Below are 22,918 nucleotides of genomic sequence, written 5' to 3'. Positions count from 1 at the left end.
TTTAGGCGCTGAAGTACTCGCTGTAGATCTCGTCGTAGGTGCCCTCTTCGCGGAGCGTCGCGAGGGCACCGTTGACCTCCTCGCGGAAGTCGTCGTCGTCCTGCCGGAAGGCGATGCCGTACTCCTCGATGGTGAGGGTGAGGTATGGCGGCGCGTCCTCGCGGTCGGCGGCGACGCCGTCGCCCTCCAGGAAGACCACCGCGTCGTTTTCCGACGCGAACTCGCCGCTCACGGTGTTGTCGTTGATGACGGCCGACACCTGGTTGTTGAGCAGCGCGTCGAACGCGCCGGTGATCTGGTCGTAGCTCTGGATCGTCAACTCGCCGTCGAAGTCGGACTGGAGGCTCTCCGCGGCCGCCTCGCCGGTCGTCCCGCGCTGCACGCCGACTGTCTCTCCGCGGAGGTCGTCGAGTTCGCCGATCTCGCCGTCGTCGAGAATCAGCACGGTCTGGTAGGCGGTGAAGTACGGGTCCGAGAAGTCGACCCGCTCCGCGCGCTCTTCGTTTATCGTCATCGCGCTCATGATGACCCGGAAGTTCGCGTTGTTCAGCGACGCGATGATCCCGTCGAAGCCGGTCTCCTGGAACTCGTAGTCGTAGCCGAGCTGGTCGGCGAACACCGCCTCGGCGATGTCGACGTCGAAGCCGGTGAGTTCGCCGGACTCGGTGCGGTACTCGAACGGCGGGTACGGGATGTCCGATCCGATCGTTATCGTCTCCTGCCCATCGCCGCCATCGTCGCCCGAGCAGCCGGCCAGCGCGGTCAGCCCGACCGCGCCACACGCTGTCAAATACGATCTCCGATCGACGGACCGATTGTTAGCCATACACGGCCAGTTGGCTGATCGCGGCTTCAACGTTTCGGCTGGTGCGGTTACTGTTTGCGAATTTCGTGCGAATACTGTAACATCTCTGCATCGAGCGCCCGCATACTGTACAGGTCCACGCCGGCAGAGGTGTCCGCGAGCAGGCAGGTGTCTGCAGAGAAGGCCCGCTCTCCGCTAACGTTCGCCGGGGGCGGTCAGTCGCCGCCGATCGGCTCCGACGCCGGCTCGCTGCGACCGCTGCCGCGGAGGGCGACGACGGCACCCACGGCGAGCGCGGCGGCGACGCCGAGCGCCGCGAGGTTGACCTGCTCCCAGAACGCGGTGTACAACACCAGATCGCGCCCTAAGAGGAGCGTTCCGACCAACGCGACCATCGAGCCGGCGGCGAGCAGCCGAACGGTCCTCGCGGTCGAACGGCTGATCCCCGCGTACCCGGTGCGAACGGCCTCAGTAGCGTACGCGATGGTCGCCACCAGCCCGAGGTGTCCCGCGAGGCCGGTCACGTAGAAGCCGCCCTGTGCGACCGGCGCGTAGGTGACGAACGGAACTGCGCGCGAAAACACCGCGCTGGCGACGATGCCGACCGTCGCGACACCGATCGCCGCCCGGAGCAGGCGCGGGGAGCCGCGACTCCCGCCCCAGATCGTTGCCAATCCGAGGAGGGTGAAGATAGTCAGCGCCACGATCAGGTGGGCCGCGTGCGTCGAGACGGTGTAGCCGCCGGGGACGAGCCCGCCGACCGTGACGGTGATCGCGCCGACGGTGATCTGCAGCGGGAGGATCATGACCGCGAGCGTCGCCGCCAGCCGGGTCCGCCGGTCGCGGTCGCCGGTCCACGTCCATCCGGCGAGGCCGATGATGAGGAAGCCGGTCACCATCGCCCAGACGCGGTGGAACCACTCGATGAAGTCCGGGTTGATCGTCAGTGCGGGGATGAGTTGGTCGGAACAGAGGGGCCACTGGGCCTCACACGCCAGTCCCGAGCCGGTCGCTGCGGTGTACACACCGAGCGCGAACAGCGTCAGCGTCATCCCCGTTGTCGCCGCCGCGTACCGCCTGAAGGTAAGCCACGCGGGCCGAAGACTCATTATCGGAATACGGGTGCGAGTGCACTTAGACCGTTCGGACGCTCTACGCAGCCGAGAAGCCGGTCACGCCGTTGGCGGTAGCGGGGGTATATAAACAAACGCGGGGGGCGACGCCCGACGGCCCTCCCGTCGGTTCGCGATCAGCCGGACAGCTCCCGTTTCGCCCGCCGTGCTCGCTCCGACATCTCCTCGTTGCCTTCGACGTCGGCGAGGGTCTCGACGGCCTCCAGCTGGCGCACCGAGTCGTCGAGAAACGAGAGCACGTCGCCGGTGTACGCGTACACCATGTAGTCGTCGGTCATCACGTCGACGATGGCCTGCGGGCCGAGCCCCTCGGCGCGGAGTTCGAGGACGTACCGCATGAACTTCTCCTCGGGACAGCCGCAGTAGGGGTTCGCCTGACAGTCGCAATCGAGGAAGTCCTCGGCGAAGTCCAGGATTCGGTCCTGCGTCGTCGAGTCGAGCTTCGAGAGCCCGTCGCCGGTGAACAGCATGTCGAGGGTGGCGCCGGCGAAGGCCCCCTTGGGGATGTTCGTCTCCAGTTGGGAGGCGAGCTGCCGGTGGTTTTTGACGTATATCTTGTCGGTAAACGCCACGAGTGGCTCGCGATACGCCCGGCGAGAGTAAAAACGACGTGGTCGTCGACGCGCCGGCCGACGCGCAGGTCCTCGGACGACACCGCGTCGCACGCCCGTCCGGGAGTCGTAACGGTTATTTATCAAAGCAGGATAGTTGTCGACGCGTGTCCGGGTTAGGGTAGTGGACTATCCTTCAGCCTTGTGGAGGCTGAGACGCGGGTTCGATTCTCGCACCCGGACCTTCTGAGGAACGTAGTGACGAAGAGGGACGGAAGGTGAGATTGAATCACGCGAGACGAGCGGAGCGAGTCTCGCCTCGGGTTCGATTCTCGCATCCGGACCGTGGTTCAATTCTCGCACCCGGACCGTCTTCACGCCGAGCAACTTCGCGGGCCGCTGCCGGGTGAACACACGCGGGCGACGGGCCGTGTACTTATGTGCCGGTCGGGCGTCGTGTTCCCCATAATGAACGGAGGTGTCGCGTCCTGAGCCGCCGGGACTCACCGGGGACGCGCGGGACGGTCGAGAGCGCCGGCGCGGTCGCCGGCCGAGACGCGGACGAGTCCGGTCGCGTCGACGACCACGGCGACCGAATCGACCGCCGATGACGGACGACGGCGACTCGTCTGGGAACGCGAGCAAGACGGAGAATGCCTCCGCGGCCGACCGCGGCGCAGACACCGCCGACACGATGCGAGGGCGGGCCGGCGAGAGCCGGCTGAAACTCTGGGTTTTGTTGCGCGCGAACCGGCTCGTCGTCGCCGGCGGAGTAACCGTCGTCGTCTTCGTCGCGTTCGTCGCGGTGGCGTCGGGGCTCTCGCCGTCGCTCGCGACGAAGGCCGGGGCGAGCGATCCCGTGGAGACGCTGTTTGCGGCGATGATAACGGCCATCGTCACCGGCGCCACGCTCGTCGTCACCATCGGCCAGCTCGTGTTGACACAGGAGAACGGGCCGCTCGGCGACCAGCGCGAGCGGATGAACGACTCGATGGAGGTTCGACAGTCCGTCGCGAGCGTGATCGGCGCGCCGGCGCCGACGGACCCGGCCGCGTTCCTCGCGGCGCTCCTCGGCGCCGCGTCGACGCGGGCGACGGGGCTGCGCGAGTCGGTTCACGACCGAACCGCGTCGGAGGGCACCGCGGACACGCTCCGGGCGGATGCCGACGCGCTCACCGACAGCGTCGCGGGGGACGCCGACGAGGTGCAGAGCCAACTCGAAGACACGCGGTTCGGGTCGTTCGACGTGGTCTTCGCTGCGCTGAACTTCGAGTACGGTCGGAAGCTCGCCCGGCTCGAACGGCTCGCGGACGACCACGGCGAGCGGCTCACCGACCGCGAGCGCGACCTGCTCGACGACCTCAGGGAGACGCTGACGCTGTTTCCGCCGGCGAGAGAACACGTGAAGACGCTGTACTTCCAGTGGGCGCTGATCGACCTCTCGCGGCTGATCTTGTACGCCGCGGTCCCGGCGCTGGTCGTCGCCGGTCTGATGGTCGCGGTGGTCGACGCCGGGACGTTTCCGGGCCAGACGCTCGGAATCGACCACCTCACGGTCGCGGTCGGCGGTGCGTTCGCGGTCGCGCTGCTCCCGTTCTCGCTTTTCGTCGCGTACGTCTTCCGGATCTTGACGCTCGCGAAGCGGACGCTCGCCATCGGCCCGCTGGTGTTGCGGGACACCGAGTAGTTGCGCGGGGTGGCCCACGGAGCGCATTTGTCTCCCCTTCGAGTCACGATATCCGGCTCGCGTCGGCGCCTCCGGCGGTATCACCGGTGATACTCCGGAGAAAGTGTTACGTTTTCTTCAGTCGAGTCTGCCGTATGCCCGAGGCGACGGTCCACGTTCTACACGTTGACGACGAGCCGGACCTCGCGGATCTGACGCGAACGTTTCTCGAACGCGAAGACGAGCAGTTCGCGGTCCAAACCGCCCACAGCGCCGACAACGCCCTCGATGAAATCAGCGAGACATCGCCCGACTGTATCGTCTCTGACTACGACATGCCCGGCCGAAACGGGCTTGAGTTCCTCCGAGACGTCCGCGACGAGCATCCGGAGTTGCCGTTTATCCTGTTCACCGGCAAGGGTAGCGAGGAGATAGCCAGCGAAGCCATCTCGGCGGGCGTCACCGACTACCTCCAGAAGAAGTCCGGGACCGAACAGTACCAGCTGTTGGCCAATCGCATCAGCAACGCGGTCGACCGCCGGCAGGCCAGCGACGCCCTGACCGAGACGAAGTCGCGACACCGGTCGCTCCGGACGGAACTGATCGAGCTTTCGATCGCCCTGCTCGAAGCCGAGGACGAAGCGGTCGACGACCGAATCGAGCAGGCGCTCGGACGAATCGGTGCCCACGCCGGGGTCGACCGGAGCTACGTCTTCCGTCTCGACCGGAGCGCCGGGACGGTCAGCAACACCCACGAGTGGTGTGCCGACGGCGTCGCACCACAAATGGAGTCGCTACAGGAGCTCTCGACTGACACGCTCGCGTGGTGGATGGAACACCTCGATCAGCGCGAACCCATCACGATACCCGACGTCTCGGAGCTGCCCGCAGCGGCCGAAGAAGAGCGGGAGCTACTCGAAGAACAGCAGATTAGTTCGCTGATCGTCGCGCCGATGGTCGAGGGCGATGAGCTCACCGGATTCATCGGGTTCGACTGGCTCGACACCACCGACGTCTGGAGCGACGAGTTTGTCGACATTCTCCAGATAACCGGGCGCCTGATCACCAGTGCTCTCCGACAAGAGTCCCGTCAGCAGGAGCTTCGCGAGTACGAGACGGTGATCGAGTCGCTGAGTGACGCGGTGTACATCCTCGACGAGGACGGTCGGTTCACGTACGTCAACGACGCGTTCGTGGAACTGGTCGAGTACGACCGGGAGACGATCATCGGCGCCGCCCCCTCGCTGATCAAGGATGCGGAGACGGCAGCGAACGCGGAACGACAGCTCGGACGGGTGCTCTCTCGTGACGGCCCCGACACGGTCGCGTTCACGGCGACGATCCGGCCGCGTGACGGTGACCCGGTCGTCTGTGAAGACTACATGAGCGTCCTCCCGTACGAGGGCGACAGCTTCGAGGGGTCGGTCGGCACGCTCCGCAACGTCACGGAGCGCGAAGCGCGCACGGCCGAGGTGGTAGAACTACAACGCCAGTACCAGACGCTCGCCGAGAACATCCCGAACGGGGCGGTGTTCCTATTTGACGAGGACCTGCAGTACGTCCGGGCTCGCGGCACGGAGCTCGAGGCGGTCGGTCTCTCGCCGGAAACGCTCGAAGGGGCCACCCCGCACGATATCTTCCCCCCGGAGACGGCCGAGGAACTCACTCACTACTACACCGCCGCCCTAAACGGGACGGGCCACACGTTCACGCAGACGTTCGGCGAGGAGACCTACCAGAACCGGACGGTCCCGGTCGAAGACGACGACGGGTCGGTCGCGTACGGACTGGCGTTGACACAGAACGTCACCGACAGGGTAGCGCGCAGAGAGCGGCTCGAAGCCCAAAACGAGCGCTTGGCGGAGTTCGCGAGGGTCGTCAGCCACGACCTGCGGAGCCCGCTCCAAGTCGCCGGCGGGCGGGTCGAACTGGCGCGAACCGAATGCGAGAGCGACCACCTGGCGGGAGCGGCCGCGGCGCTTGACCGCGCCGAGCAACTGGTCGAGGACCTGACGGCGCTCGCGCAGGCTGGCGACGCGGCGGGGAACACGGAGGCCGTCTCGGTGGCCGAGCTAGCAGCGAACTGTTGGGAGGTCGTGCCGACCGCCGACGCCACGCTGTCCGTCGACACGGATCAGACGATTTCTGCGAATCGCAGTCGCCTCCGCCAACTGCTGGAGAACCTCTTTATCAACGCCATCGAACACGGCGGAGAAGACGTGGCCGTGACGGTCGGCGCGGTCGACGACGGGTTCTACGTCGCGGACGACGGCACCGGAATCCCCGAAGACGCCCGCGAGGAGGTCTTCGAGGTCGGCTACTCGACTGCGGGCGACGGGACCGGCTTTGGGCTCCGAATCGTCAAACAGATCGCGGAGGCACACGGGTGGACGATACGCGTTACCGACAGCGAAGAGGGTGGGGCCCGGTTCGAGTTCACCGGCGTCGGCGCCGCTGAGTGAGCGCGACGGCGGGTCGAGCAGATCACCTGACGGTCCGGGCAGTCGACTCGATAGCCCCGCTCGGCGGAGAGACGGTGCTCTCGGGGGCATCGACGGAATGTCGCCCGCAACACTAACGACCGGTCTCATCTCCGGCGGCGTGCCGCGTCAACCGGGAAACCCTCGTGGCGGGCGGTCGCCTGCGCGGCGACGAGCGGGTCGCGTCAGCGACCGAATGTAACGCGCCTGGGTTCTCCGCGCTGTCATCGCTCCCATCGGGGAGTACTCGGGCGGGGACTAAGGGCGCGTGTCGTCCCGTACTCCGCCGCCGTATTTAAGAATCCGGGCTGGCGGCGGCCACCCTCGGCGGCGTGTCGCCCCGGTGCCGACACTCCCGGCGGCATCGGCGCGTATCCGAACGCACTTACGTCCCTGCGACACAGTCTCGTGCAATGTCTGTACAAGTCGGCATCCTCGGTGCCACCGGCGCCGTGGGACAGCGGTTCATCCAGTTGCTCGACGACCACCCGACGTTCGACCTCGCGGCGGTCACCGCGAGCGCGGACAGCGCCGGGAAGACGTACCGCGAAGCCGCCAAGTGGCGCGTCAACACGCCGATCCCCGACGACGTCGCCGAGATGGAAGTCGCGGAGACGACCCCCGAGGGTATCGCCGACGCCGACGTGGACCTGCTCTTCTCGTCGCTGCCGTCGTCGGTCGCCGCCGAGGTCGAGCCGGGGTTCCTCGAGGCGGGCTACGTCGTCTCCTCGAACTCCTCGAACGATCGCATGGCCGAAGACGTCCCGCTCACGATCCCCGAGATCAACCCCGACCACCTCGACCTGATCGAGGTCCAGCGCGACGAGCGCGGCTGGGACGGCGCGCTCGTCAAGAACCCGAACTGCTCGACGATCACGATGGTCCCGACGCTCGCGGCCATCGACGAGTTCGGGTTAGAGAGCGTCCGCGTCTCCACGCTCCAAGCCGTCTCGGGCGCGGGCTACTCCGGCGTCACTTCGATGGAGATCATCGACAACGCGATCCCGCACATCGGCGGCGAAGAGGAGAAGATGGAGACGGAGTCGCGGAAACTCCTCGGCGAGTTCGACGGCGCGGAACTGCGCCTCCACGAGGCCGACGTCGCCGCCTCCTGTAACCGCATCCCGACGCTCGACGGCCACCTGGAGAACGTCTTCGCCGAGTTCGCCGCGGACCCCTCGCCCGCGGACCTCCGCGAGGCGATGCGCTCGTTCGAGGGCGCCGGCGAACTCCCCAGCTCCCCCGACCAGCTTATCAAGGTGTTCGGCGACGACGAGCCCGAGCGACCGCAGCCGCGACTCGACCGCACGTACGCCGACGGCATGGGTATCGTCGCCGGCGGCGTGCAGGCGACCGACGCCGGGGCGAAGTACAACTGCCTCGCACACAACACGATCCGGGGCGCCGCGGGCGCCTCGGTGCTGAACGGCGAGCTGCTCGTCGAGGAAGGCTACGTCTGATCGGCGCGACGCGTCGCTTTTCGCGGCACAACGTTGAACCGGCCGACGAGAGACCTCTGGCGTATGGTCGAGAAAGACGCCGTGCGCCGGGGGTACGACGAGCTCGCCGAGACGTACGCCGCCGACCGGGTCCAGGACGGGCGCGGCCGAGACGTGCTCGAACGCTTCCGAGCGTCGCTGCCGGCGACGGCACGCGTCCTCGACGCCGGCTGCGGGCAGGGGACGCCGGTCCTCCGCGAGTTGAGCGCGGCGGCGGCCGCGGTCGGGCTGGACATCTCGCGTGCGCAGCTGGGACTCGCCAGCGAGAACGTCCCCGCGGCGTCGCTCGCGCAGGGCGACATCGCCGCGCTCCCCTTCCGTGACGGCGCCTTCGACGCGGTGACCGCGTACCACTCGCTGATTCACGTGCCGCGCGAGCAGCATCAAGCGGTCGTCGACGAGTTCGCTCGCGTCCTCGATGACGGGGGCCGGCTGCTCCTCAGCGAGGGCCCGGAAGAGTGGGACGGATCGAACCCGGACTGGCTCGGCACCGGCGTCGAGATGCAGTGGCACATCGCGGGCGCCGAGGCGACGCGGGACCACCTTCAGACCGCCGGGTTCGCCGTCGAACGCGAGTCGGCGGTCGACGACTCGCTCGCCGAGGGCGAGGACGCGCGCTGGACGTTCTTCGCGGCGCGGCTGGAGGGGTAAGGAGAGACGGGGAGCGAGTCGTCGCTACTTCCCTTCGAAGTCGGGCTCGCCGTCGCCCATGAACGCCGTGATCCCCTCCATCAGGTCGTCCGTGTTCATCACGTGCCCGAAGCCGAGCGACTCCACTTCGAGGCCCGCCTCGCCGTCGGTGCGGCCGGCGTGCATCGCGCGCTTCGTGTACTTCTGTGCGATCGGCGGGCCGGCGGCGAGCGACTCGGCCAGCTCCCACGCCCGCTCGTCGATCTCGTCGCTGGGGACGACCTCGTTGATGAATCCGTACTCCGCCAGCGTCTCCGCGTCGTAGCGCTCTGCGGTGAAGATGATCTCCTTTGCGCGCCCCTCGCCGACGATGCGGGCGAGCCGCTGGGTCCCGCCCCAGCCGGGGAGCAGCCCGAGGTTGTGTTCGGGCTGGCCGAGCTCCGAGCGCTCGGAGGCGATGCGGATGTCCGCCGCGGTGGCGAACTCCATCCCGCCGCCGAGACAGTAGCCGTCGATGGCGGCGAGGACCGGCTTGTCGGAGTCCTCCAGTTTCCCGAACGTCTGCTGGCCGTGTCGCGAGAGTTCGACAGCCGTGATCGGGTCGGCACCGCCCGCGGCCATGCTCTGGACGTCGGCGCCCGCCGAGAAGGCGCGGTCGCCCGCGCCGGAGAGGAGGATGGCTCGGACCGCGTCGTCGTCGTCCAACCGGTCGACCGCGTCGGCGAGTTCGTCGAGCAGTTCGCCGCTGATCGTGTTCATGCGGTGCGGTCGGTCGACCTCGATGTGGCCAATCCGGTCTTCCACGGAGACGTTGAGGGTGTCGTAGCCGGCGAGCGTGTCGCCGTCGTCGTCCTCGTCGCTCCCGCCGTGGAACCCGCCCGCCTCGGCGGCCTCGCGGAGGTAGTCCGTGACCTCGTAGCGCTCCTCGCCCGTCTCCTCGTGGAGGGAATCGAGGACGGCGACGAGGTCGGCGAGCCCCTCGTTGTCGGCGAGCTTCGCCGGGCCGTCCGGGAAGCCCGCACCGAGCATCACCGCGCGGTCGATGGCGGCCGGGTCGGCGACGTCGTTGCCGACGAGTCCGGCGACCTCGTTGGCCATCACGGCGAGCAGTCGCTTGCGCACGTCGCTGTCGATCGCGTCCGACGGAATCTCGGCGCCGCCGTTCTCGTAGTCGTAGAAGCCGGAGCCGGTCTTTTTGCCGAGGGTCTCGGCTTCGACCTTCTCGACGAGCAGCGGGCAGGGGCGATACGCCTCGCCGAGGACCTCGTGCATGTACTCTAAGACGTGGTACCCCACGTCGATACCGACCTGGTCCGCGAGTTCGAACGACCCCATCGGGAGGCCCATGTCGAACTTCGTCGTGGAGTCGACCGCCTCCATCGTGGCGTCGCCGGACTCGACGATCCACGCCGCCTCGTTCATCAGGGGGACGAGGATGCGGTTGACGATGAAGCCGGGACTGTCCTTCCGGACGCGTACCGGGGTCTTCTCCATCGACTCCGCGAGGTCCTCGATCAGTTCGAGGGTGTCGTCTGCGGTGTGTTCACCGGAGATGACTTCGACCAGGTCCATCCGCACCGGCGGGTTGAAAAAGTGCATCCCGCAGAAGCGCTCGGGTCGGTCGGTGACCTCCGAGAGTTCGGTGATCGAGAGGCTGGAGGTGTTGGTGACGAAGACGGCCTCCTCGGGCGCGTACTCGACGACCTCGTCGTACACGTCCTTTTTAATCTCCATCTTCTCGGGGACGACTTCAACGACCACGTCGGCGTCGGCGAGCGACGCCTCGAGGTCGACGAACGCGTCCACGCGGTCGAGCGCGGCGTCGGCCTCCTCCTCGTCGATTCGGTCCCGCTCGGCGAGCTTGCCGAGCGACCACTCGATCTGGTCGTACCCCTTCTCGACGAACTCCTCTTTGATGTCCCGGAGCGCCACGTCGTAGCCGGCGAGCGCGGCCACCTCTGCGATACCGTGGCCCATGTTTCCGGCGCCGAGGACCGTTACGCGCTGAACGTCTTCAACCTGCATACCGAAACGGTCGGAACCATCATGGTTGAACGTTTCCATCTTCCAAACGGAAAACTCCCTGTAAGTTTATCTATGTGCGTTCGTCGGAAGCGAACCCGCGTCCGTTCGTCGGGAGAAACACACTCCCGTCTCGCGTGCGGAGCGCGTAGCGATGAACGAGCGAGTCGCGGCGACTCTCCGAGACGATCCGACGATGGCCCGGCTGATCGACCGACACGGTCCGCTCACGGTCGAGCCGGCCGCAGACGAGTTCGCGCGGCTCTGTACCTCCATCGTGAACCAGCAGCTCTCGACCGCCTCCGCGGCGGCGATCCACGAGCGATTTCTCGACACGCTTGGCGGCGACCCGACCCCTGACCGCGTGCTCGCCGCCGACACCGACGCCCTCCGCGACGCCGGCCTCAGCGGCACGAAAGTCGAGTACCTCCGCGAGGCAGCCGCGGCGTTCCGAGACGGCGACCGCGATCTGACTCGCGAGGGCCTCGCGGACGCGAGCGACGAGGCGGCCGTGGCGGCGCTCACCGACATTCGCGGCGTCGGCGAGTGGACCGCACAGATGTACTGCATCTTCGCGCTGGGTCGCGAGGACGTGCTTCCGCTTGGGGATCTGGCCGTGCGGAAGGGCATCGAGCAGGTGTACAACGACGGGGAGCCGCTCAGCCGCTCGGAGATGCGCGATATCGGCGTGGCGTGGCGACCGTACCGGAGCTACGGGACGCGGTACATCTGGGCCGCTTACGAGTCGTAACCGCGCTCTGTCGGCCGCCGTTCAGCCGTCGTCCCCCCGAGCGTACGTCGCCAGCGAACTGAGCCGCCCGGAATCGACCGAGAAGACGTCGACGAAGGCGAACACCTCGTCGCCGTCGGCGTCGAGCAGTCGCCCGCGGACGGCGACGCCGGGGCCGTGGGGGTACACCGCGTCGACGGCGTGCGTGGTGTCGGTCATCGGTCGCTCGTCGCGCATGAACGCGACGAAGCGGTCGCGACCCTCGAAGGTCCGATCGGGTCGCCGTTGGACGAACGCGGGGTCGAGCAGGGCGGCGAGCCGGTCGTAGTCGCCGGCGTCGAGCGCGTCGTAGTAGGCCCGAGCGAGTTCGGCGGGGTCGGCGGTCGAGGGCGCCGTCACGTCGCGAGCGCCTCGAACTCCTCGGCGGACGTTCGCGTCCCCTTCGCGATGATGGCGTCGCCGGCGCGGAGGGTGGTGTCGATGTCGTGGCCGACGAGCCACCCGTCGTCGGGCCGCCGGATCGCGATGACGCTCGTCGAGATGTCGGTCGCGGGGATCCCGTCTTCGATCCGGGTCCCGTCGAGGGCGCTCCCCTCGCGGATCACGGTCCGGGTGATGATCTCGTCGGACTCCTGGACCGCCATCTCCACGACCGGGTGGACGCCGATGTCGCGCATGACGCCCTCGGTGATCTCCAAGGCGGCGTCGGAGATCTCCTCGGTCGCGACGCCGAGGTGGATCAGCCCGCGCAGCGACACGGGGTCGTCGGCCTCGCGGGCCGCCCGGAGGGTCCACGCCTCGAAGCGCGACTGGAGCGCGTCGACCTCGATCTCGAGGTTCGACACCTCCTCGGCGAGCGTCTCGTTGTCGAAGAGCACCGAGCCGTACGCCAGATCGACCGCGAGCTCCGAGAGGTTCTTCATCAGCACGATGGAGTCGACCGCGCGCTCCAAGTCGTCGATGTCGGGGTCCGGCGGCTCGTCCGGATCGAAGGGCTCGCCCGTCAGCGTCGGGTGCACGTCGGTGACTCCCGTCTCGGGGCCGCGGAGGAGCGCCACGTCGCCGGCCTCGATCCGCGTCGTCGGGCCGGGGTTGAGTATCCAGTCGTCGTCGCGCCGGATCGCGATGACGCGGACGCCCGTCACCGACTCCAGGTCGACGTCGGCCAGCGTCCGCCCCGCGTACCCCGACTCCGCAGAGACGGTCGCGCGAACCAGCGTCTCGACGCCCTCGCTGAGCGCGCCGCGCATCGCGTCCGGGAGGCCGATCTCCTCGGTGACGATCTGCGCGATGTCGCCGGCGGCGTCGGAGATCTTGTCGGCCGCGCCGACCACGCCCAACACCGGCGCGAGCGTCTCCGCCTCGTCCGGACTCCGGGCCGCGAGCATGAGGCTCATCCGCGCCCGCATCTGGAGGACGTCCATCCGGTGTTCGAGTTCGACGACCTCGTGAGCGATCGTCGGGCTCCCGTGGAGGACCGCGGAGTACGAGAGGTCGATCAACAGCTCGGCGGTGTCTTTCATCTCCACGAGCAGGTCTTTGACCGTCGCCGGCTCGTACCGGACCGTCAGCGGCCCGTCCCGCTCGTCGAATCGTCCCATGGGCCACACTCTCCGGCTCCGAGTAAAAGGCTTACCACGAACCGGCGCGCGTCGCCGAGTCCGGACGGCTCAGGCCGCGTCTCCCGCGACGTACGCGGCGCGGTCGGGTCCGCCGCTTTCACCCTCTCGCGTCCCGCGTTCGCTCCCGTTTGACCCGCCTCCGGAGACCGGCTCGGCGCAGCCGACGAGCGCGAGCCAGCGGAGCAGTCGGTCTGCGCGCTCGCGCCACGCCCGCTCCCAGTCCGGGTCGCGAGCGCGGGCGTGCCTCGGCACCGACTCGCGCGTCGCGTCGAACAGGGTCCGAGGAGTGACCGGCTCCGCGGGGGAGGCGGCTCGCAGCGCCGCGAGCGCCTCCGAAGCGAAGAGTACGCCCTCGCGGAGCCCCTCGCGAACGCGCTCCGGGGTCGGCTCGGCGTCGGCCCTGACGAACCCGCGATCGGTCTCGCGGACCAGCCCGAGCGCGCGCAGGAACGCCAGCCAGTCGTTCGCCGTCTGGCGGTCCGGAAGGCCGCGTCGCTCGCGGAGTCGGGCACAGCAGTCGTCAGTGCTGCCCGGAACGAGCGGGACGGCGCGCTGGAACGCGCGGAGGGCGTCGAGGTCGTCGGGCGGTTCGGGGACGGGCTTGAGTTTCATCGGCTGACGAGTGGGTGCGGGGGTCGGCGTCAGCGGTAGCCGAACGACTCCGCCAACAGATCCTCGTCGGTCTCACCGACCGTGTAGACGGGGCCGTCGACGACGTCGACGGTGACCGTCGCAGGGGCGAAGACGCGCTCGTCGACCTCGTAGAAGTCCCAGTCGGCCTCCTCGAACACCTCGACGAAAGGCGTTCCGTACTCCTTGCGGGCGGTCGAGACGATCTGGTCGAAGCGGTCGTCGTCGCGGGCGACCTGCAGGTGGACCTCCCCGCCGTACGCGAGCGCGTCGTTCGTCCGCCCCATGGCCAGATCCTCGTCGCGGGTGGCCGGCGCCATCGGCGCAGAGCCGGACGCGTGGAGCACGTCGGTCGGCTCGTAGCCGAGTTCCAACAGGCGGAAGACGGCGAGTTCGGCGGCGCGGGCCGCGGTCGCGACCGACCCCGCGGTCGAGCCGGTGGCGTACGCCGGCAGGAAGACGCCCTCGGGATCGACCTCGGCGAGGTCGGAGACGTGTTCCGCGACCTCCTCGGTCGGGAGCGTCGTCGACTCGACGGTGAGCGTCGCGAACTCGGAGGAGTCGTAGTAGCCGACGCGCTCGAACTCGGTCTCCTGCCCGACGAGGGCCCGCGCCGGGCCGGAGCCGAGCCCCTCGAAGCCGGACTCGAAGGCGAGCTCCCACCCGGCCTTCTGCGAGCAGAGCAGCGCGATCGCTGGGTGGTCGGTCGAGAGTTCGACGTACTGGCGCGGCGCGCCCGCGACCTCGCCCATGCGGGTCCGGAGGTTCGCGAGGCCGGCGGTCTGTATCTCTGCGAGGAGGAGGCCCGCCTCGACGCCGCCGGCGGCGTCGACGCCGAAGTCGACGACGGTGGCGCCGTTATCAAGTTCGTAGCCGACGACGTCGAGTTCGCCGGCGAAGTCGAGCGCCTCGTCGACGAGCTCGATCGCGGTCCGGTTGATGCTTTCCATGCCCGCCCGTTCTCGCTCGCGTAGTAAGTGGTTTGTCAGTCGTCGCCGTCGGCGGCGACCGGGACGATCCGGAACTCGTAGTCGTCGTACGTGCCGTCGAGGTTGGTCGGGAACTCGCCGGCGGCGTGGTCGACACAGAGGAACGCGGTCGCCTCGACCGCCCCCGCGCCGGTCTCCTCCTGGTACCGCTCGGTGACTGTGTACGCGACGGGCTCGGAGCAGCCGCGACGGTGGCACTCGGTCGGCGGCTCGGGGCTCGGCTCGGGTTCGTCCCCGCGCTCGCGAGCCTCGGAGATGTCCCGCTCGATCCGTCGACGCTCTTGATTCCGCGCCTGCTTGTCGCGCCCCGATTTCGTGTCTGCCATACCTGCTCCCTCTCTCTTCAACAATATAATGCTACGGTCGATTCCCGCTTCGCGTGCCGATTTTACGCGAACTGACTGAGGCGAGAGGCGAGTCGCGCTCTCACCCTTTCGCTACCAGAACCCGCCGTTCGGGCCGTCGTCCGAGCGATCTGCCCCCGACGGGCCGCCCGGCCCGCGCGGCCCGCTCGGTCGTGGGTCTGGGTCGATAGTCACCAGTTCCGACTCCGCGTGCGGTTCGATTTCGGCCCCCTCGTCGTAGCGCACGAACGAGAGGTAGAAGGGCTCGCCACAGCCGGTGTCGTCTCCCGAGCCGGTTCGGTCGGGGTCGTTCAGATCGGGTCCGCGAACGCCGTCGTGGGGGTCCCAGTCGACCCCGTCGCTCTCGCCGCAGACGAACCGGACGCCGTCGGCCGCGTCGTCCTCGAACGGCTCCGTCGGGGCGACGTACGTCCAGCCCTCGAAGGGGTACGGCGTCACCGACTTGTCCGCCAGGTAGCCGTCTCGCGGCAGTTCGACGAGGGTCCCGCAGTGCGGACAGTAGTACGTGACCGGATAGCTCATGTGAGTCGTACGAGCGTCGTTTATAAAGGGGCGTCGGCGGGTCAGACGGGGAATCAGTGAAAGCCGCGGTCCACGTCGTCCTCGTCGATCAGGTCCTCCAGTTCGGCCGACAGCAACTCCTCGGCCTCGTCGAAGGTGTCGGCGAGGTCGTCGAGCTGGTCCGGGCGGCCGTCGAACTCGTAGTCCATCGGGCCGAACGCCGGCGAGTCGACCGCCTCCATCACGTCCTCGAACAGGTGGTCGGGACTGGTCGGCGCCTCCGCGTGGACCTTCAGCGTCTCGCGCAGCCGGGTCGCCACGTCCTTCGCCTGCGCCTCGTCTTCCGGCGGCGACTGCACCGCGAACCGCCCCGCCGACTCCTCGTCCGGGAGCAGGGGGTCGAGCTCGTCGTCGACGCGGCGGGCGACTCGGGCGCCGACCCCGCGGAGGTCGCGGGGGTTCTTGGCGTACGTCTTCAGGTGGTAGACGCCGACGTTCGGATGCCCGAAGTAGAGGTCTTCGCCGAGCCCGTCGCGTCTGGAGCCGGCGACCGCGCGCCAGCCGTCGGGGTCGGTCGAGTCGCCGGCGACGTCGGTGAGGATGTCGTCCCAGTTTCGCACGCGCATGTCACCCGTGTTTATCCGCAGATCCGCATGAGCGTATCGGTCGGGTCCGGCTCGCCCGCTGTCCGGTCCGACCCGCCCGACTCGCTCGCGCGCGACCCGCGCCACCGACAGCGTTTTTCGCGGCCGCCGCCGATGACGGCCGTGAACGTTCGGGGGCCGATCCTCTCCGTCGGAGAGGCGCGGACGGTGTCGACGTCGTACGGGGACCGGGAACTCCGCGAGATTCGGGTCCGGCCCGACCGCGGGGCGGGCGACCCCGTCGACGTGACCCTGTGGGGCAAGTGGACGGAGACCGCCGAACACGCCGAGACGGGCATGGAACTGCTCGTCACCGACGCCGAGGAGGACGAGTTCGGCGGCGAGACGGGGTACGCGACCACCGGCGACTCGTGGGTCGTGTTGGAGCCTGACTTCCTCGTCGACGTGACCGGAATCCGCTCGTGGGTCCAGTGTCCGCGGATGTACTATTTAAATAAACTCTCGGGCATCCCGCTCAACTACCCCGTCGTCAAGGGGACCGTCGTCCACGAGGTGTTCGGCGACCTGCTCCGCGGGATGGATCTCGAAGCGTCGGTCGCGGACCGCGTCGAGGAGGCGGGCCTCGAACTCGGCCTCTTGGGATACGAACCCGACGAGGTCGCCGACGAGGTGCGCCGCAACGCGGCCGCGATTGAGGGATGGCTCGCGCAAGGAACGTTGAGCGACGAGGACACCTGGCGGTCGGAGTTCACCCTCATCTCGCCGACGTTCGGCTTAAAAGGGCGCGCCGACGCGCTCCGGCGCGGGACCCCCGTCGAACTGAAGACGGGCAAAAACACCAACCGCGAGCCGCGCTTCCACGACAAGATTCAGGCGGCCTGTTACGCCCTGATGCTCGACGAGCGCGGCGTCGACCCCGACATCGGGACGCTGCTGTACACCAAAAACACCGCCCTGGACCGCAACGAAGAGAGCGGGGACTTAGCGCCGGCAAAGGAGTTCTCCGTGGGCCGAGGGCTCCTGGAGTTCGTCGTCCGCGAGCGCAACGCCCTCGCGGCGATGGAGTGGCGCGCGCTCAACGACCCCGGCGAGCGACCCACCGTCCCGACGGGGTACGAGGCCGACGCCAAGTGCCAGTACTGCTTCGAGCAGGACACCTGCATGGTCGTTTCCGGGCGCCTCGATCAGGAGTCGAAGGCCGGATCAGTCGGGACGCCCGTTCCGGACGCGGAGCGCGACTACTTCGACCGCTTTTATACCGCCTTGGAGGAGGAGCGCCGGGAGACCCACGTCGAGTACCGGAAACTGTGGGAGCAGACCCCCGAGGAGCGCGCCGCGGACGACCGCGCGCTGATCGACTTGGAGCCCGTCTCACAGACCGAAATCGACGACGCCCGCTGGCGGCTCCGCGCCCGCAAGCCCGGCGACGCCGTCTCGAAGCTCCGCGAGGGCGACGTGGCGCTCGCCAGCGACGGCGACCCGGTGACCGGCCACGGGGAACTCGGCCGGATCGTCGAGCTCGGCGAGGAGGTCGTCTTCGAGACGGACGAGCCGGTCGAACTGCGACGGCTCGACGTCTACCCCTCCGAGATATCCGTCGACCGCTCGCTCACCGCGCTCCACGACGCGGTGTTAAAAGGGAGCGAGCGGCGCAAGGACGTGCTGTTCGGGCGAAAGGAGCCGAAGTTCCGCGACAGAGCCGACCGCCCCGACGACGCCCCCGACGCCTACATCGACAACAACGCCGCCCAGAACGACGCCGTCGAACTCGCCGTCGACGCCGAGGACTGCGCGCTGATTCACGGCCCGCCGGGCACCGGGAAGACGTACACCATCGCCCGGACGATCCGGGCGCTCGTCGAGGACGGAAACCGGGTGTTGCTCTCGGCGTTCACCAACCGCGCGGTCGACAACGCGCTCGAAGCGCTGCGCGATCAGGGTTTCGAATCCGTTCTCCGGGTGGGGACCGAGACCGGCGTCCGCGGCGATATGCAGGACGTGCGGCTCGTCCAGCGCGGCGACCCGAACGAGAAGGCCGCCGAACTGCGTGACGCCCCCGTCGTCGCCGCCACCACCGCGGCCTGCGGCTCTCGCGTCCTCCGCGAGTGCGAGTTCGACGTGGCCGTCGTCGACGAGGCCTCACAGCTCACGGAGCCGGGCACGCACGCCGCGATCAACCGCGCGGACCGGTTCGTCCTCGTCGGCGACCACGAACAGTTACCCCCGGTCGTGCGCGCCGAGAACGACCTCACGACCTCGCTGTTCCAGCGGCTCATCGAGGCGTACCCCGCCGCGAGCGTCATGCTCGACCGCCAGTACCGGATGAGCCAGCGGATTCAGGCGTTCGCCTCCGCGGAGTTCTACGACGGCGCGCTCCGCCCGGCCACGCCCGAGGTGGCGGGCCAGACCCTCCGCGACCTCGGCGTCGACCCCGCCGACCTCCCCGAGGGGCTCGCGGGCGGCGTCAACTTCGTCGACCCGGACGGGAGCCGCGACGGCAACCGAAACGTTCGGGGGGCCGAGCGCGTCGCCGAGGTCGTCGACGCCTACGTCGCGGCCGGCGTCGACCCGGACGCGATCGGCGTCATCGCCCCGTTCCGCGCGCAGGTCGCGGAGATCGGTCGGCGAACGTCCGTCACGGTCGACACCGTCGACCGGTTCCAGGGCTCCTCGAAGGCGGTGATCGTCGTCTCGCTCGTCGCGACCGGCGACCTCGACGGCCCCATCTTCGAGGACCACCGGCGGATGAACGTCGCGCTCACCCGAGCCAAAAAGCAGTTGACGCTCGTCGGCGACGCCGGCGCGCTCGCCTCGGAGCCGTTCTACGAGCGGATGCTCGACTGGGCGCGGCGGTGAGGCGGTCGCCGCGCCGTCCGTATTTATACGCCTACTCCTCGCTCGCGTCGGGCCCCGTCTCGGTGACGATCCCCGGTTCCTTGCTGGCGATGACGACCATCCGGTCGGTGAGGTCCTCGATCGTGTTCGCGAGCTCGTCCAGCAGGATCGCGAGCTCCCGGTAGACGAGCGGCTGGTCGATCCCGTCGTCGGCGAAGGCGGTCGCGATGGCGTCGTTGCGGAGGTCGTCGCACTCGCTCTCCAGCCCGCGGATCGACTCGATGCCGTCCGTGAGCGTCTCGGCCGCGTCGCTGCGCGCGAGCCCGCGGACGAACCGCTCGACCACGTCGACGAGGACCGCGACCATCTCGACGATGCGGGTGGCCATCTCGCGCATGTCGCGGAACGGGGCCGCGTCGGCCTCGGGCCGCATCATGGTCACCTCCTGAACGATCCGCTCGGTGTGGTTCGCCACCACGTCGAGCTCCTTGTAGAAGTCGAGCAGCGCGGACTCGTTGAAGTTGATCCGCGTGTTCAGGAGGCCGATGTCGTCCGGCCCGGCGTCGGTGATGAGTCCGGTGATCTCCCGGACCAGCTCGTCGCACTCGCTCTCGACCGCGGCGATCTCGTCGACCGTCTCGCGGGCGGACCCGTCCTCGGCGTACTCGTCGAGGGCCCGCGGGAGCAGGGCGACGCAGTCGTCGACCCGGTCGAGGTACGTCACGGTGCGTGACTCCAGCCGCGCTCCGAAGCCGGCGTCGGTGGACATGTCCGGATCCACGCGCGTCAGAAGTAAAGAGGTTCCCTCGCGTTTCGTCGATCGTGAGGGTTTCTGCGGCCGGTCTGCGGGCGGCCCGCTCGCCCCGGTGGGCGCGCTCCCGCCGGCGTCAGCGGCTTCGCTCGCTTATAAGTCGTCGGCCGCGTCGAGCGCCGCCTCGATATCGGGCGCGTCGAACCACGCCCGCCCGGTGTAGGCGTTGGTCCCGGCCGCGTACAGCTCGGAGACCGCGTCGACGACCGCCGGCGGGAGGGGGTCGGGGTCGCGCTCGCAGAGTTCGCGCCAGTCGTCGATATCGCGCTCGGCGACTGCCGACTTCGCTTCCGTGACTGCCTCGACCCACTCGGAGTCGTTCGCCCGGTACCACTGGCGGACGACCTCTTTGGAGATGCCTCGCCCGCCGTACGAGAAGCGGTTCTCGTCGAACGTGCCGACCACGTCGGCGACGCGGAGTTGGCCATCGGAGTACAGACACTCGATCTTGCCGTCGTCGTGGGCGAAGCCGGCCGCCTCCGCGCGCTCGGTGACGACGCGGTTCACGTCCAGCGCGAGCGATTCGAGGGCGTCGACGTCGGCGGTGCCCGCGATCCGGTCCGCCTCCTCGCGGGTCAGGTAGCGGTCCTGCTCCTCGTACTTCGTGGAGAACTCCACGACTGGTTCCGGGAGGTCCACGGGCTCGTCGGGCCACTCGTCGGCGTCGATGGCGGGATCGGAATCCAGGCCGAAGTCGGCCGGGGCCGCCCGGCGGCGGAGACTGGACCCGATCGGGACGCGGTTCCGGAAGACGACCTCCAACGGGACGAGGTAGTTCGCTCCGCCCGCGGCGTGGAACGCGTCGTAGTCGTAGCCGGCGTCCGGGCCCTCGTACGGGAGGTCGGGGACCTGCGTCAGATCGATTGCCATCTGCGTCGGCGGGGCGGTCGCGTCGGCGAGGGGGACGACCGCGTCCGACTCGCTCCCGGCCTCGTCGCCCGACTCGCCCGGGTCGACCACGCCGCGGTAGTGGGTCGGAACCCCCTCGGACTCCAGCAGTTCGAAGTTGAACGCGCCCATCGTACAGAGGCTCGCGCCCTTCCGCGGAACCGCGTCGGGCATCTGCCCCCAGTCGAACACCGAGTACGCGTCCGTGAAGACGAACCGACCGCGGCCGAGGGAGTCGGCGGTCGCGGGCTCGTCGACGCGGAACTCCTTGACGCTCGTCATACCTCATCCCGCGACCGCCTCCCCCATGAACCTTTCACTTACGTGGTCACCTCTCGCGTCTGTGCCGGACATCGATCCACGAGCGTGGGGGTACTCGGCGCGTCGCCACCCGCGACTGCATCGAAAGGACCACACCCCTCGCGGGCGCATCGCCGACCATGCACGAGGCGCGCGAGGTCGTCGTCCTCCGGTACGGCCACCGACCCGGACGCGACGACCGCATGACGACTCACGTCGGGCTCACCGCCCGAGCGCTCGGAGCCGACCGCGTGGTGTTCCCCGACAACGCCGGCCAGTCCGCGGAGACGGTCCGAGACATCACGGACCGGTTCGGCGGCCCGTTCGCGGTCGAACTCCGCGAGGACCAGAAGGCGATCGTCAGGGACTGGGACGGCGTCGTCGTCCACCTCACGATGTACGGCGAGCGCGTCCAAGACGTCGAGGCGGAGGTCCGAGAGGCGGTCGGACTGCCGGACGAGAGAGCCGAGGCCGACGCCGAAGCAGACCCGACCGCGCCGCGGGACCTCCTCGTGGTCGTCGGCGGGGAGAAGGTCCCGTGGGCGCTCTACGAGCGCGCAGACTTCAACGTCGGCGTGACGAACCAGCCGCACTCCGAGGTCGCCGGCCTCGCCGTCTTTCTGGACCGGCTGTTCGCGGGCGAGGAACTGGAGCGCGAGTGGGTCGACGCCGACCGCCGGGTGATGCCCGAGGCGACGGGGAAGACGGTCGTGGACGCGGGAGAGACTGGAGACGCGAACGACGCGGGCGACGAGTCGGCCTGACCCCGTCGGCGACGCGATCTTTTATTCGGTTTATAAATATCGACCGGCGGCGGTCGCCGTGCACTACAGCGCGCGCTTCGAGCGCAACAGCGCCAGTCGGAGGCGCGCCTCCTGCCGACTCGTCCCGCGCACCCGCCCCGTCTCGGCGTCGGCCATGGAGACGAACGACAGCCGGTCGAGGAGGGGCGGCCAGTCGGCGGCGCCCGCTGCCTCGCCGGCGAACGCGACCGCGTTCCCGAGCCCCTCGCGTTCCGTCTCGCCGAAGCGTGCGACCGCGGCGTCGGCGTCGCGGCGCCCGCCGCTCACGTAGAACCGCTCGCCGAGGGCGGCGGGGACCCACGCCGGCAACAGCACCAGCCACAGGAGGACCCCGGCGAGCGTGTACGCCTTCGCGGGGATTCGATTCCGCTCAGGCTCGTACCCATGGATCCGGTTCACGCGCCGGTCGGCCGCCGTCCGGTCGGTGCGGCGGCCGACGAGCAGCGTCGCCAGCAGCGCGACCGTCTCGACGAGCGCCAGCGCCGGGAGCAGGGCCGTCGTGAGCGTCGCCTCGCGCGTCCGGAGGCGAACGAGGCCGTGCCGGATCGCGGCGTCGCGGTCGGCCTTCGGAAGCGAGAGCAGGCGCGTGGAGACGACCAGCCGCGAGCCGCGGTAGCCGTCGGCGACGGCGACGTTGACGGCGTCGGCCCGGACGACGGTCACCTCGGGGACGGCCACGCCGACCTCGTCGGCGATGGTCTCGACGCGGTCGGCGACGAAGTCGGCCGGGCGGTCGTCGAGTTCCGCCTCGGGCAGCCGGGCGATCCGCCGGTCGACGAGGACCGGGCCGAGAAGCGCCGACGCGCCGAGACCGAGCCCCGCCGACGCGAGCGCGGCGACGAACACGGGCGGGACACCCCCGAACGCGCCGGGACCGAGCACGCCCAGTCCGGCCGGTCCGAGGAGGACGGCCGCGGGGAGTAGCGGCGCCGCGACGAGAAGCGGCGGGACCGTCGCGAGCAGGGCGGCGGCCAGCGTCCGACGGACGCGGGCTCGGTCGGCCGGGCCGGGTGCGGGTCGGGAGTCGCTCATCACGCACAGGTGGTCCGAGTG

The 22,918-nt window shown here is 69.1% G+C and carries 21 protein-coding genes and 1 tRNA gene; 8 read left to right on the top strand and 14 right to left on the bottom strand.

The annotated features are described in order from the left end of the window. Nucleotide 1 precedes the first annotated feature (1 nt). From DOS48_RS22580 to DOS48_RS22570, 3 genes are all read right to left on the bottom strand, one after another. Nucleotides 2-826: a basic amino acid ABC transporter substrate-binding protein gene (locus tag DOS48_RS22580; RefSeq protein ID WP_127117874.1), complete on the bottom strand. Its 825-nt coding sequence runs from the start codon at nucleotides 824-826 to the stop codon at nucleotides 2-4. 194 nt (nucleotides 827-1,020) lie between these two features. Then, complete coding sequence (locus DOS48_RS22575; protein WP_127117873.1) at nucleotides 1,021-1,914, bottom strand: COX15/CtaA family protein; 894 nt, start codon at nucleotides 1,912-1,914, stop codon at nucleotides 1,021-1,023. Nucleotides 1,915-2,054: 140 nt separating this feature from the next. Beyond that, nucleotides 2,055-2,510, bottom strand: a complete 456-nt coding sequence (locus DOS48_RS22570; RefSeq protein ID WP_127117872.1) for a DUF5814 domain-containing protein — start codon at nucleotides 2,508-2,510, stop codon at nucleotides 2,055-2,057. Nucleotides 2,511-2,659: 149 nt separating this feature from the next. Between DOS48_RS22570 and DOS48_RS22565 the strand changes: the two genes are divergently transcribed. The 5 genes from DOS48_RS22565 (at nucleotide 2,660) to DOS48_RS22535 (ending at nucleotide 8,785) form a co-directional block, all read left to right on the top strand. Next, nucleotides 2,660-2,732 (top strand) — tRNA-His (locus DOS48_RS22565). 364 nt (nucleotides 2,733-3,096) lie between these two features. Continuing rightward, nucleotides 3,097-4,176, top strand: coding sequence for a hypothetical protein (locus tag DOS48_RS22560; RefSeq protein ID WP_127117871.1), 1,080 nt, complete (start codon nucleotides 3,097-3,099; stop codon nucleotides 4,174-4,176). Nucleotides 4,177-4,310: 134 nt separating this feature from the next. Beyond that, on the top strand, nucleotides 4,311-6,617 hold the full coding sequence (locus DOS48_RS29400) for a PAS domain-containing protein (protein ID WP_244629325.1): 2,307 nt from the start codon (nucleotides 4,311-4,313) through the stop codon (nucleotides 6,615-6,617). A gap of 431 nt (nucleotides 6,618-7,048) precedes the next feature. Continuing rightward, nucleotides 7,049-8,095, top strand: a complete 1,047-nt coding sequence (asd, locus tag DOS48_RS22540; RefSeq protein ID WP_127117870.1) for an aspartate-semialdehyde dehydrogenase — start codon at nucleotides 7,049-7,051, stop codon at nucleotides 8,093-8,095. A gap of 63 nt (nucleotides 8,096-8,158) precedes the next feature. Further along, nucleotides 8,159-8,785 (top strand): class I SAM-dependent methyltransferase, encoded by a 627-nt coding sequence (locus DOS48_RS22535; RefSeq protein ID WP_127117869.1) that lies wholly within the window; start codon nucleotides 8,159-8,161, stop codon nucleotides 8,783-8,785. Nucleotides 8,786-8,809: 24 nt separating this feature from the next. Here DOS48_RS22535 and DOS48_RS22530 read toward each other — a convergent pair whose 3' ends face one another. Next, entirely contained in the window at nucleotides 8,810-10,789 is a 1,980-nt protein-coding gene (locus DOS48_RS22530; RefSeq protein ID WP_127117868.1) for a 3-hydroxyacyl-CoA dehydrogenase/enoyl-CoA hydratase family protein, read from the bottom strand. Nucleotides 10,790-10,940: 151 nt separating this feature from the next. Between DOS48_RS22530 and DOS48_RS22525 the strand changes: the two genes are divergently transcribed. Then, nucleotides 10,941-11,537, top strand: a complete 597-nt coding sequence (locus DOS48_RS22525; RefSeq protein ID WP_127117867.1) for a DNA-3-methyladenine glycosylase — start codon at nucleotides 10,941-10,943, stop codon at nucleotides 11,535-11,537. Nucleotides 11,538-11,558: 21 nt separating this feature from the next. On the opposite strand, the gene DOS48_RS22520 is transcribed toward DOS48_RS22525, so the two are convergent. From DOS48_RS22520 to DOS48_RS22490, 7 genes are all read right to left on the bottom strand, one after another. After that, nucleotides 11,559-11,915, bottom strand: coding sequence for a nuclear transport factor 2 family protein (locus DOS48_RS22520; RefSeq protein ID WP_127117866.1), 357 nt, complete (start codon nucleotides 11,913-11,915; stop codon nucleotides 11,559-11,561). Continuing rightward, nucleotides 11,912-13,117 carry a potassium channel family protein gene (locus DOS48_RS22515; protein ID WP_127117865.1) on the bottom strand — a complete coding sequence of 402 codons (1,206 nt, stop codon included), beginning with the start codon at nucleotides 13,115-13,117 and terminating at the stop codon, nucleotides 11,912-11,914. Before DOS48_RS22515 ends, DOS48_RS22520 begins: the two co-directional genes overlap by 4 nt. Nucleotides 13,118-13,186: 69 nt before the next feature. Continuing rightward, complete coding sequence (locus DOS48_RS22510) at nucleotides 13,187-13,750, bottom strand: hypothetical protein (protein ID WP_127117864.1); 564 nt, start codon at nucleotides 13,748-13,750, stop codon at nucleotides 13,187-13,189. Nucleotides 13,751-13,779: 29 nt separating this feature from the next. Then, nucleotides 13,780-14,718 (bottom strand): methenyltetrahydromethanopterin cyclohydrolase, encoded by a 939-nt coding sequence (gene mch, locus DOS48_RS22505; protein WP_127117863.1) that lies wholly within the window; start codon nucleotides 14,716-14,718, stop codon nucleotides 13,780-13,782. A 35-nt stretch (nucleotides 14,719-14,753) separates the two neighbouring features. Beyond that, nucleotides 14,754-15,083, bottom strand: coding sequence for a hypothetical protein (locus DOS48_RS22500; RefSeq protein WP_127117862.1), 330 nt, complete (start codon nucleotides 15,081-15,083; stop codon nucleotides 14,754-14,756). 111 nt (nucleotides 15,084-15,194) lie between these two features. Continuing rightward, complete coding sequence (locus tag DOS48_RS22495; protein ID WP_127117861.1) at nucleotides 15,195-15,644, bottom strand: hypothetical protein; 450 nt, start codon at nucleotides 15,642-15,644, stop codon at nucleotides 15,195-15,197. 53 nt (nucleotides 15,645-15,697) lie between these two features. After that, on the bottom strand, nucleotides 15,698-16,249 hold the full coding sequence (locus DOS48_RS22490) for a hypothetical protein (protein ID WP_127117860.1): 552 nt from the start codon (nucleotides 16,247-16,249) through the stop codon (nucleotides 15,698-15,700). Nucleotides 16,250-16,390: 141 nt separating this feature from the next. Here DOS48_RS22490 and DOS48_RS22485 point away from each other — a divergent pair, with 141 nt between their 5' ends. Next, the gene (locus DOS48_RS22485; protein ID WP_127117859.1) at nucleotides 16,391-19,084 is read left to right on the top strand and encodes an AAA domain-containing protein; all 2,694 of its coding nucleotides are present in this window, start codon (nucleotides 16,391-16,393) and stop codon (nucleotides 19,082-19,084) included. A 31-nt stretch (nucleotides 19,085-19,115) separates the two neighbouring features. Here the strand turns inward: DOS48_RS22485 and DOS48_RS22480 are convergent, their stop codons facing one another. Further along, nucleotides 19,116-19,832, bottom strand: a complete 717-nt coding sequence (locus DOS48_RS22480; RefSeq protein WP_127117858.1) for a DUF47 domain-containing protein — start codon at nucleotides 19,830-19,832, stop codon at nucleotides 19,116-19,118. Nucleotides 19,833-19,967: 135 nt separating this feature from the next. Continuing rightward, nucleotides 19,968-21,044, bottom strand: a complete 1,077-nt coding sequence (locus tag DOS48_RS22475; protein ID WP_127117857.1) for a phosphoribosylaminoimidazolesuccinocarboxamide synthase — start codon at nucleotides 21,042-21,044, stop codon at nucleotides 19,968-19,970. A gap of 158 nt (nucleotides 21,045-21,202) precedes the next feature. Here DOS48_RS22475 and DOS48_RS22470 point away from each other — a divergent pair, with 158 nt between their 5' ends. Then, a complete protein-coding gene (locus tag DOS48_RS22470) occupies nucleotides 21,203-21,826 on the top strand; it encodes a tRNA (cytidine(56)-2'-O)-methyltransferase (protein ID WP_127117856.1) in 624 nt (207 codons plus the stop codon). Nucleotides 21,827-21,889: 63 nt separating this feature from the next. Here the strand turns inward: DOS48_RS22470 and DOS48_RS22465 are convergent, their stop codons facing one another. After that, nucleotides 21,890-22,897, bottom strand: coding sequence for a hypothetical protein (locus tag DOS48_RS22465; protein WP_244629324.1), 1,008 nt, complete (start codon nucleotides 22,895-22,897; stop codon nucleotides 21,890-21,892). Nucleotides 22,898-22,918: the final 21 nt, after the last annotated feature.

This window comes from Halorubrum sp. PV6 (assembly GCF_003990725.2).
In the GTDB taxonomy this organism is placed as follows: Archaea; Halobacteriota; Halobacteria; order Halobacteriales; family Haloferacaceae; genus Halorubrum.
This window is presented reverse-complemented; position numbering and strand designations above follow the sequence as displayed.

What these genes read in the sequence shown, in the direction of transcription:
- DOS48_RS22580 (WP_127117874.1), bottom strand. Translation starts at nt 826, where the DNA reads ATGGCTAACAATCGGTCCGTCGATCGGAGATCGTATTTGACAGCGTGT.
- DOS48_RS22575 (WP_127117873.1), bottom strand. Translation starts at nt 1,914, where the DNA reads ATGAGTCTTCGGCCCGCGTGGCTTACCTTCAGGCGGTACGCGGCGGCG.
- DOS48_RS22560 (WP_127117871.1), top strand. Translation starts at nt 3,097, where the DNA reads ATGACGGACGACGGCGACTCGTCTGGGAACGCGAGCAAGACGGAGAAT.
- DOS48_RS29400 (WP_244629325.1), top strand. Translation starts at nt 4,311, where the DNA reads ATGCCCGAGGCGACGGTCCACGTTCTACACGTTGACGACGAGCCGGAC.
- asd (WP_127117870.1), top strand. Translation starts at nt 7,049, where the DNA reads ATGTCTGTACAAGTCGGCATCCTCGGTGCCACCGGCGCCGTGGGACAG.
- DOS48_RS22535 (WP_127117869.1), top strand. Translation starts at nt 8,159, where the DNA reads ATGGTCGAGAAAGACGCCGTGCGCCGGGGGTACGACGAGCTCGCCGAG.
- DOS48_RS22530 (WP_127117868.1), bottom strand. Translation starts at nt 10,789, where the DNA reads ATGCAGGTTGAAGACGTTCAGCGCGTAACGGTCCTCGGCGCCGGAAAC.
- DOS48_RS22525 (WP_127117867.1), top strand. Translation starts at nt 10,941, where the DNA reads ATGAACGAGCGAGTCGCGGCGACTCTCCGAGACGATCCGACGATGGCC.
- DOS48_RS22515 (WP_127117865.1), bottom strand. Translation starts at nt 13,117, where the DNA reads ATGGGACGATTCGACGAGCGGGACGGGCCGCTGACGGTCCGGTACGAG.
- DOS48_RS22510 (WP_127117864.1), bottom strand. Translation starts at nt 13,750, where the DNA reads ATGAAACTCAAGCCCGTCCCCGAACCGCCCGACGACCTCGACGCCCTC.
- mch (WP_127117863.1), bottom strand. Translation starts at nt 14,718, where the DNA reads ATGGAAAGCATCAACCGGACCGCGATCGAGCTCGTCGACGAGGCGCTC.
- DOS48_RS22500 (WP_127117862.1), bottom strand. Translation starts at nt 15,083, where the DNA reads ATGGCAGACACGAAATCGGGGCGCGACAAGCAGGCGCGGAATCAAGAG.
- DOS48_RS22495 (WP_127117861.1), bottom strand. Translation starts at nt 15,644, where the DNA reads ATGAGCTATCCGGTCACGTACTACTGTCCGCACTGCGGGACCCTCGTC.
- DOS48_RS22490 (WP_127117860.1), bottom strand. Translation starts at nt 16,249, where the DNA reads ATGCGCGTGCGAAACTGGGACGACATCCTCACCGACGTCGCCGGCGAC.
- DOS48_RS22480 (WP_127117858.1), bottom strand. Translation starts at nt 19,832, where the DNA reads ATGTCCACCGACGCCGGCTTCGGAGCGCGGCTGGAGTCACGCACCGTG.
- DOS48_RS22475 (WP_127117857.1), bottom strand. Translation starts at nt 21,044, where the DNA reads ATGACGAGCGTCAAGGAGTTCCGCGTCGACGAGCCCGCGACCGCCGAC.
- DOS48_RS22470 (WP_127117856.1), top strand. Translation starts at nt 21,203, where the DNA reads ATGCACGAGGCGCGCGAGGTCGTCGTCCTCCGGTACGGCCACCGACCC.
- DOS48_RS22465 (WP_244629324.1), bottom strand. Translation starts at nt 22,897, where the DNA reads ATGAGCGACTCCCGACCCGCACCCGGCCCGGCCGACCGAGCCCGCGTC.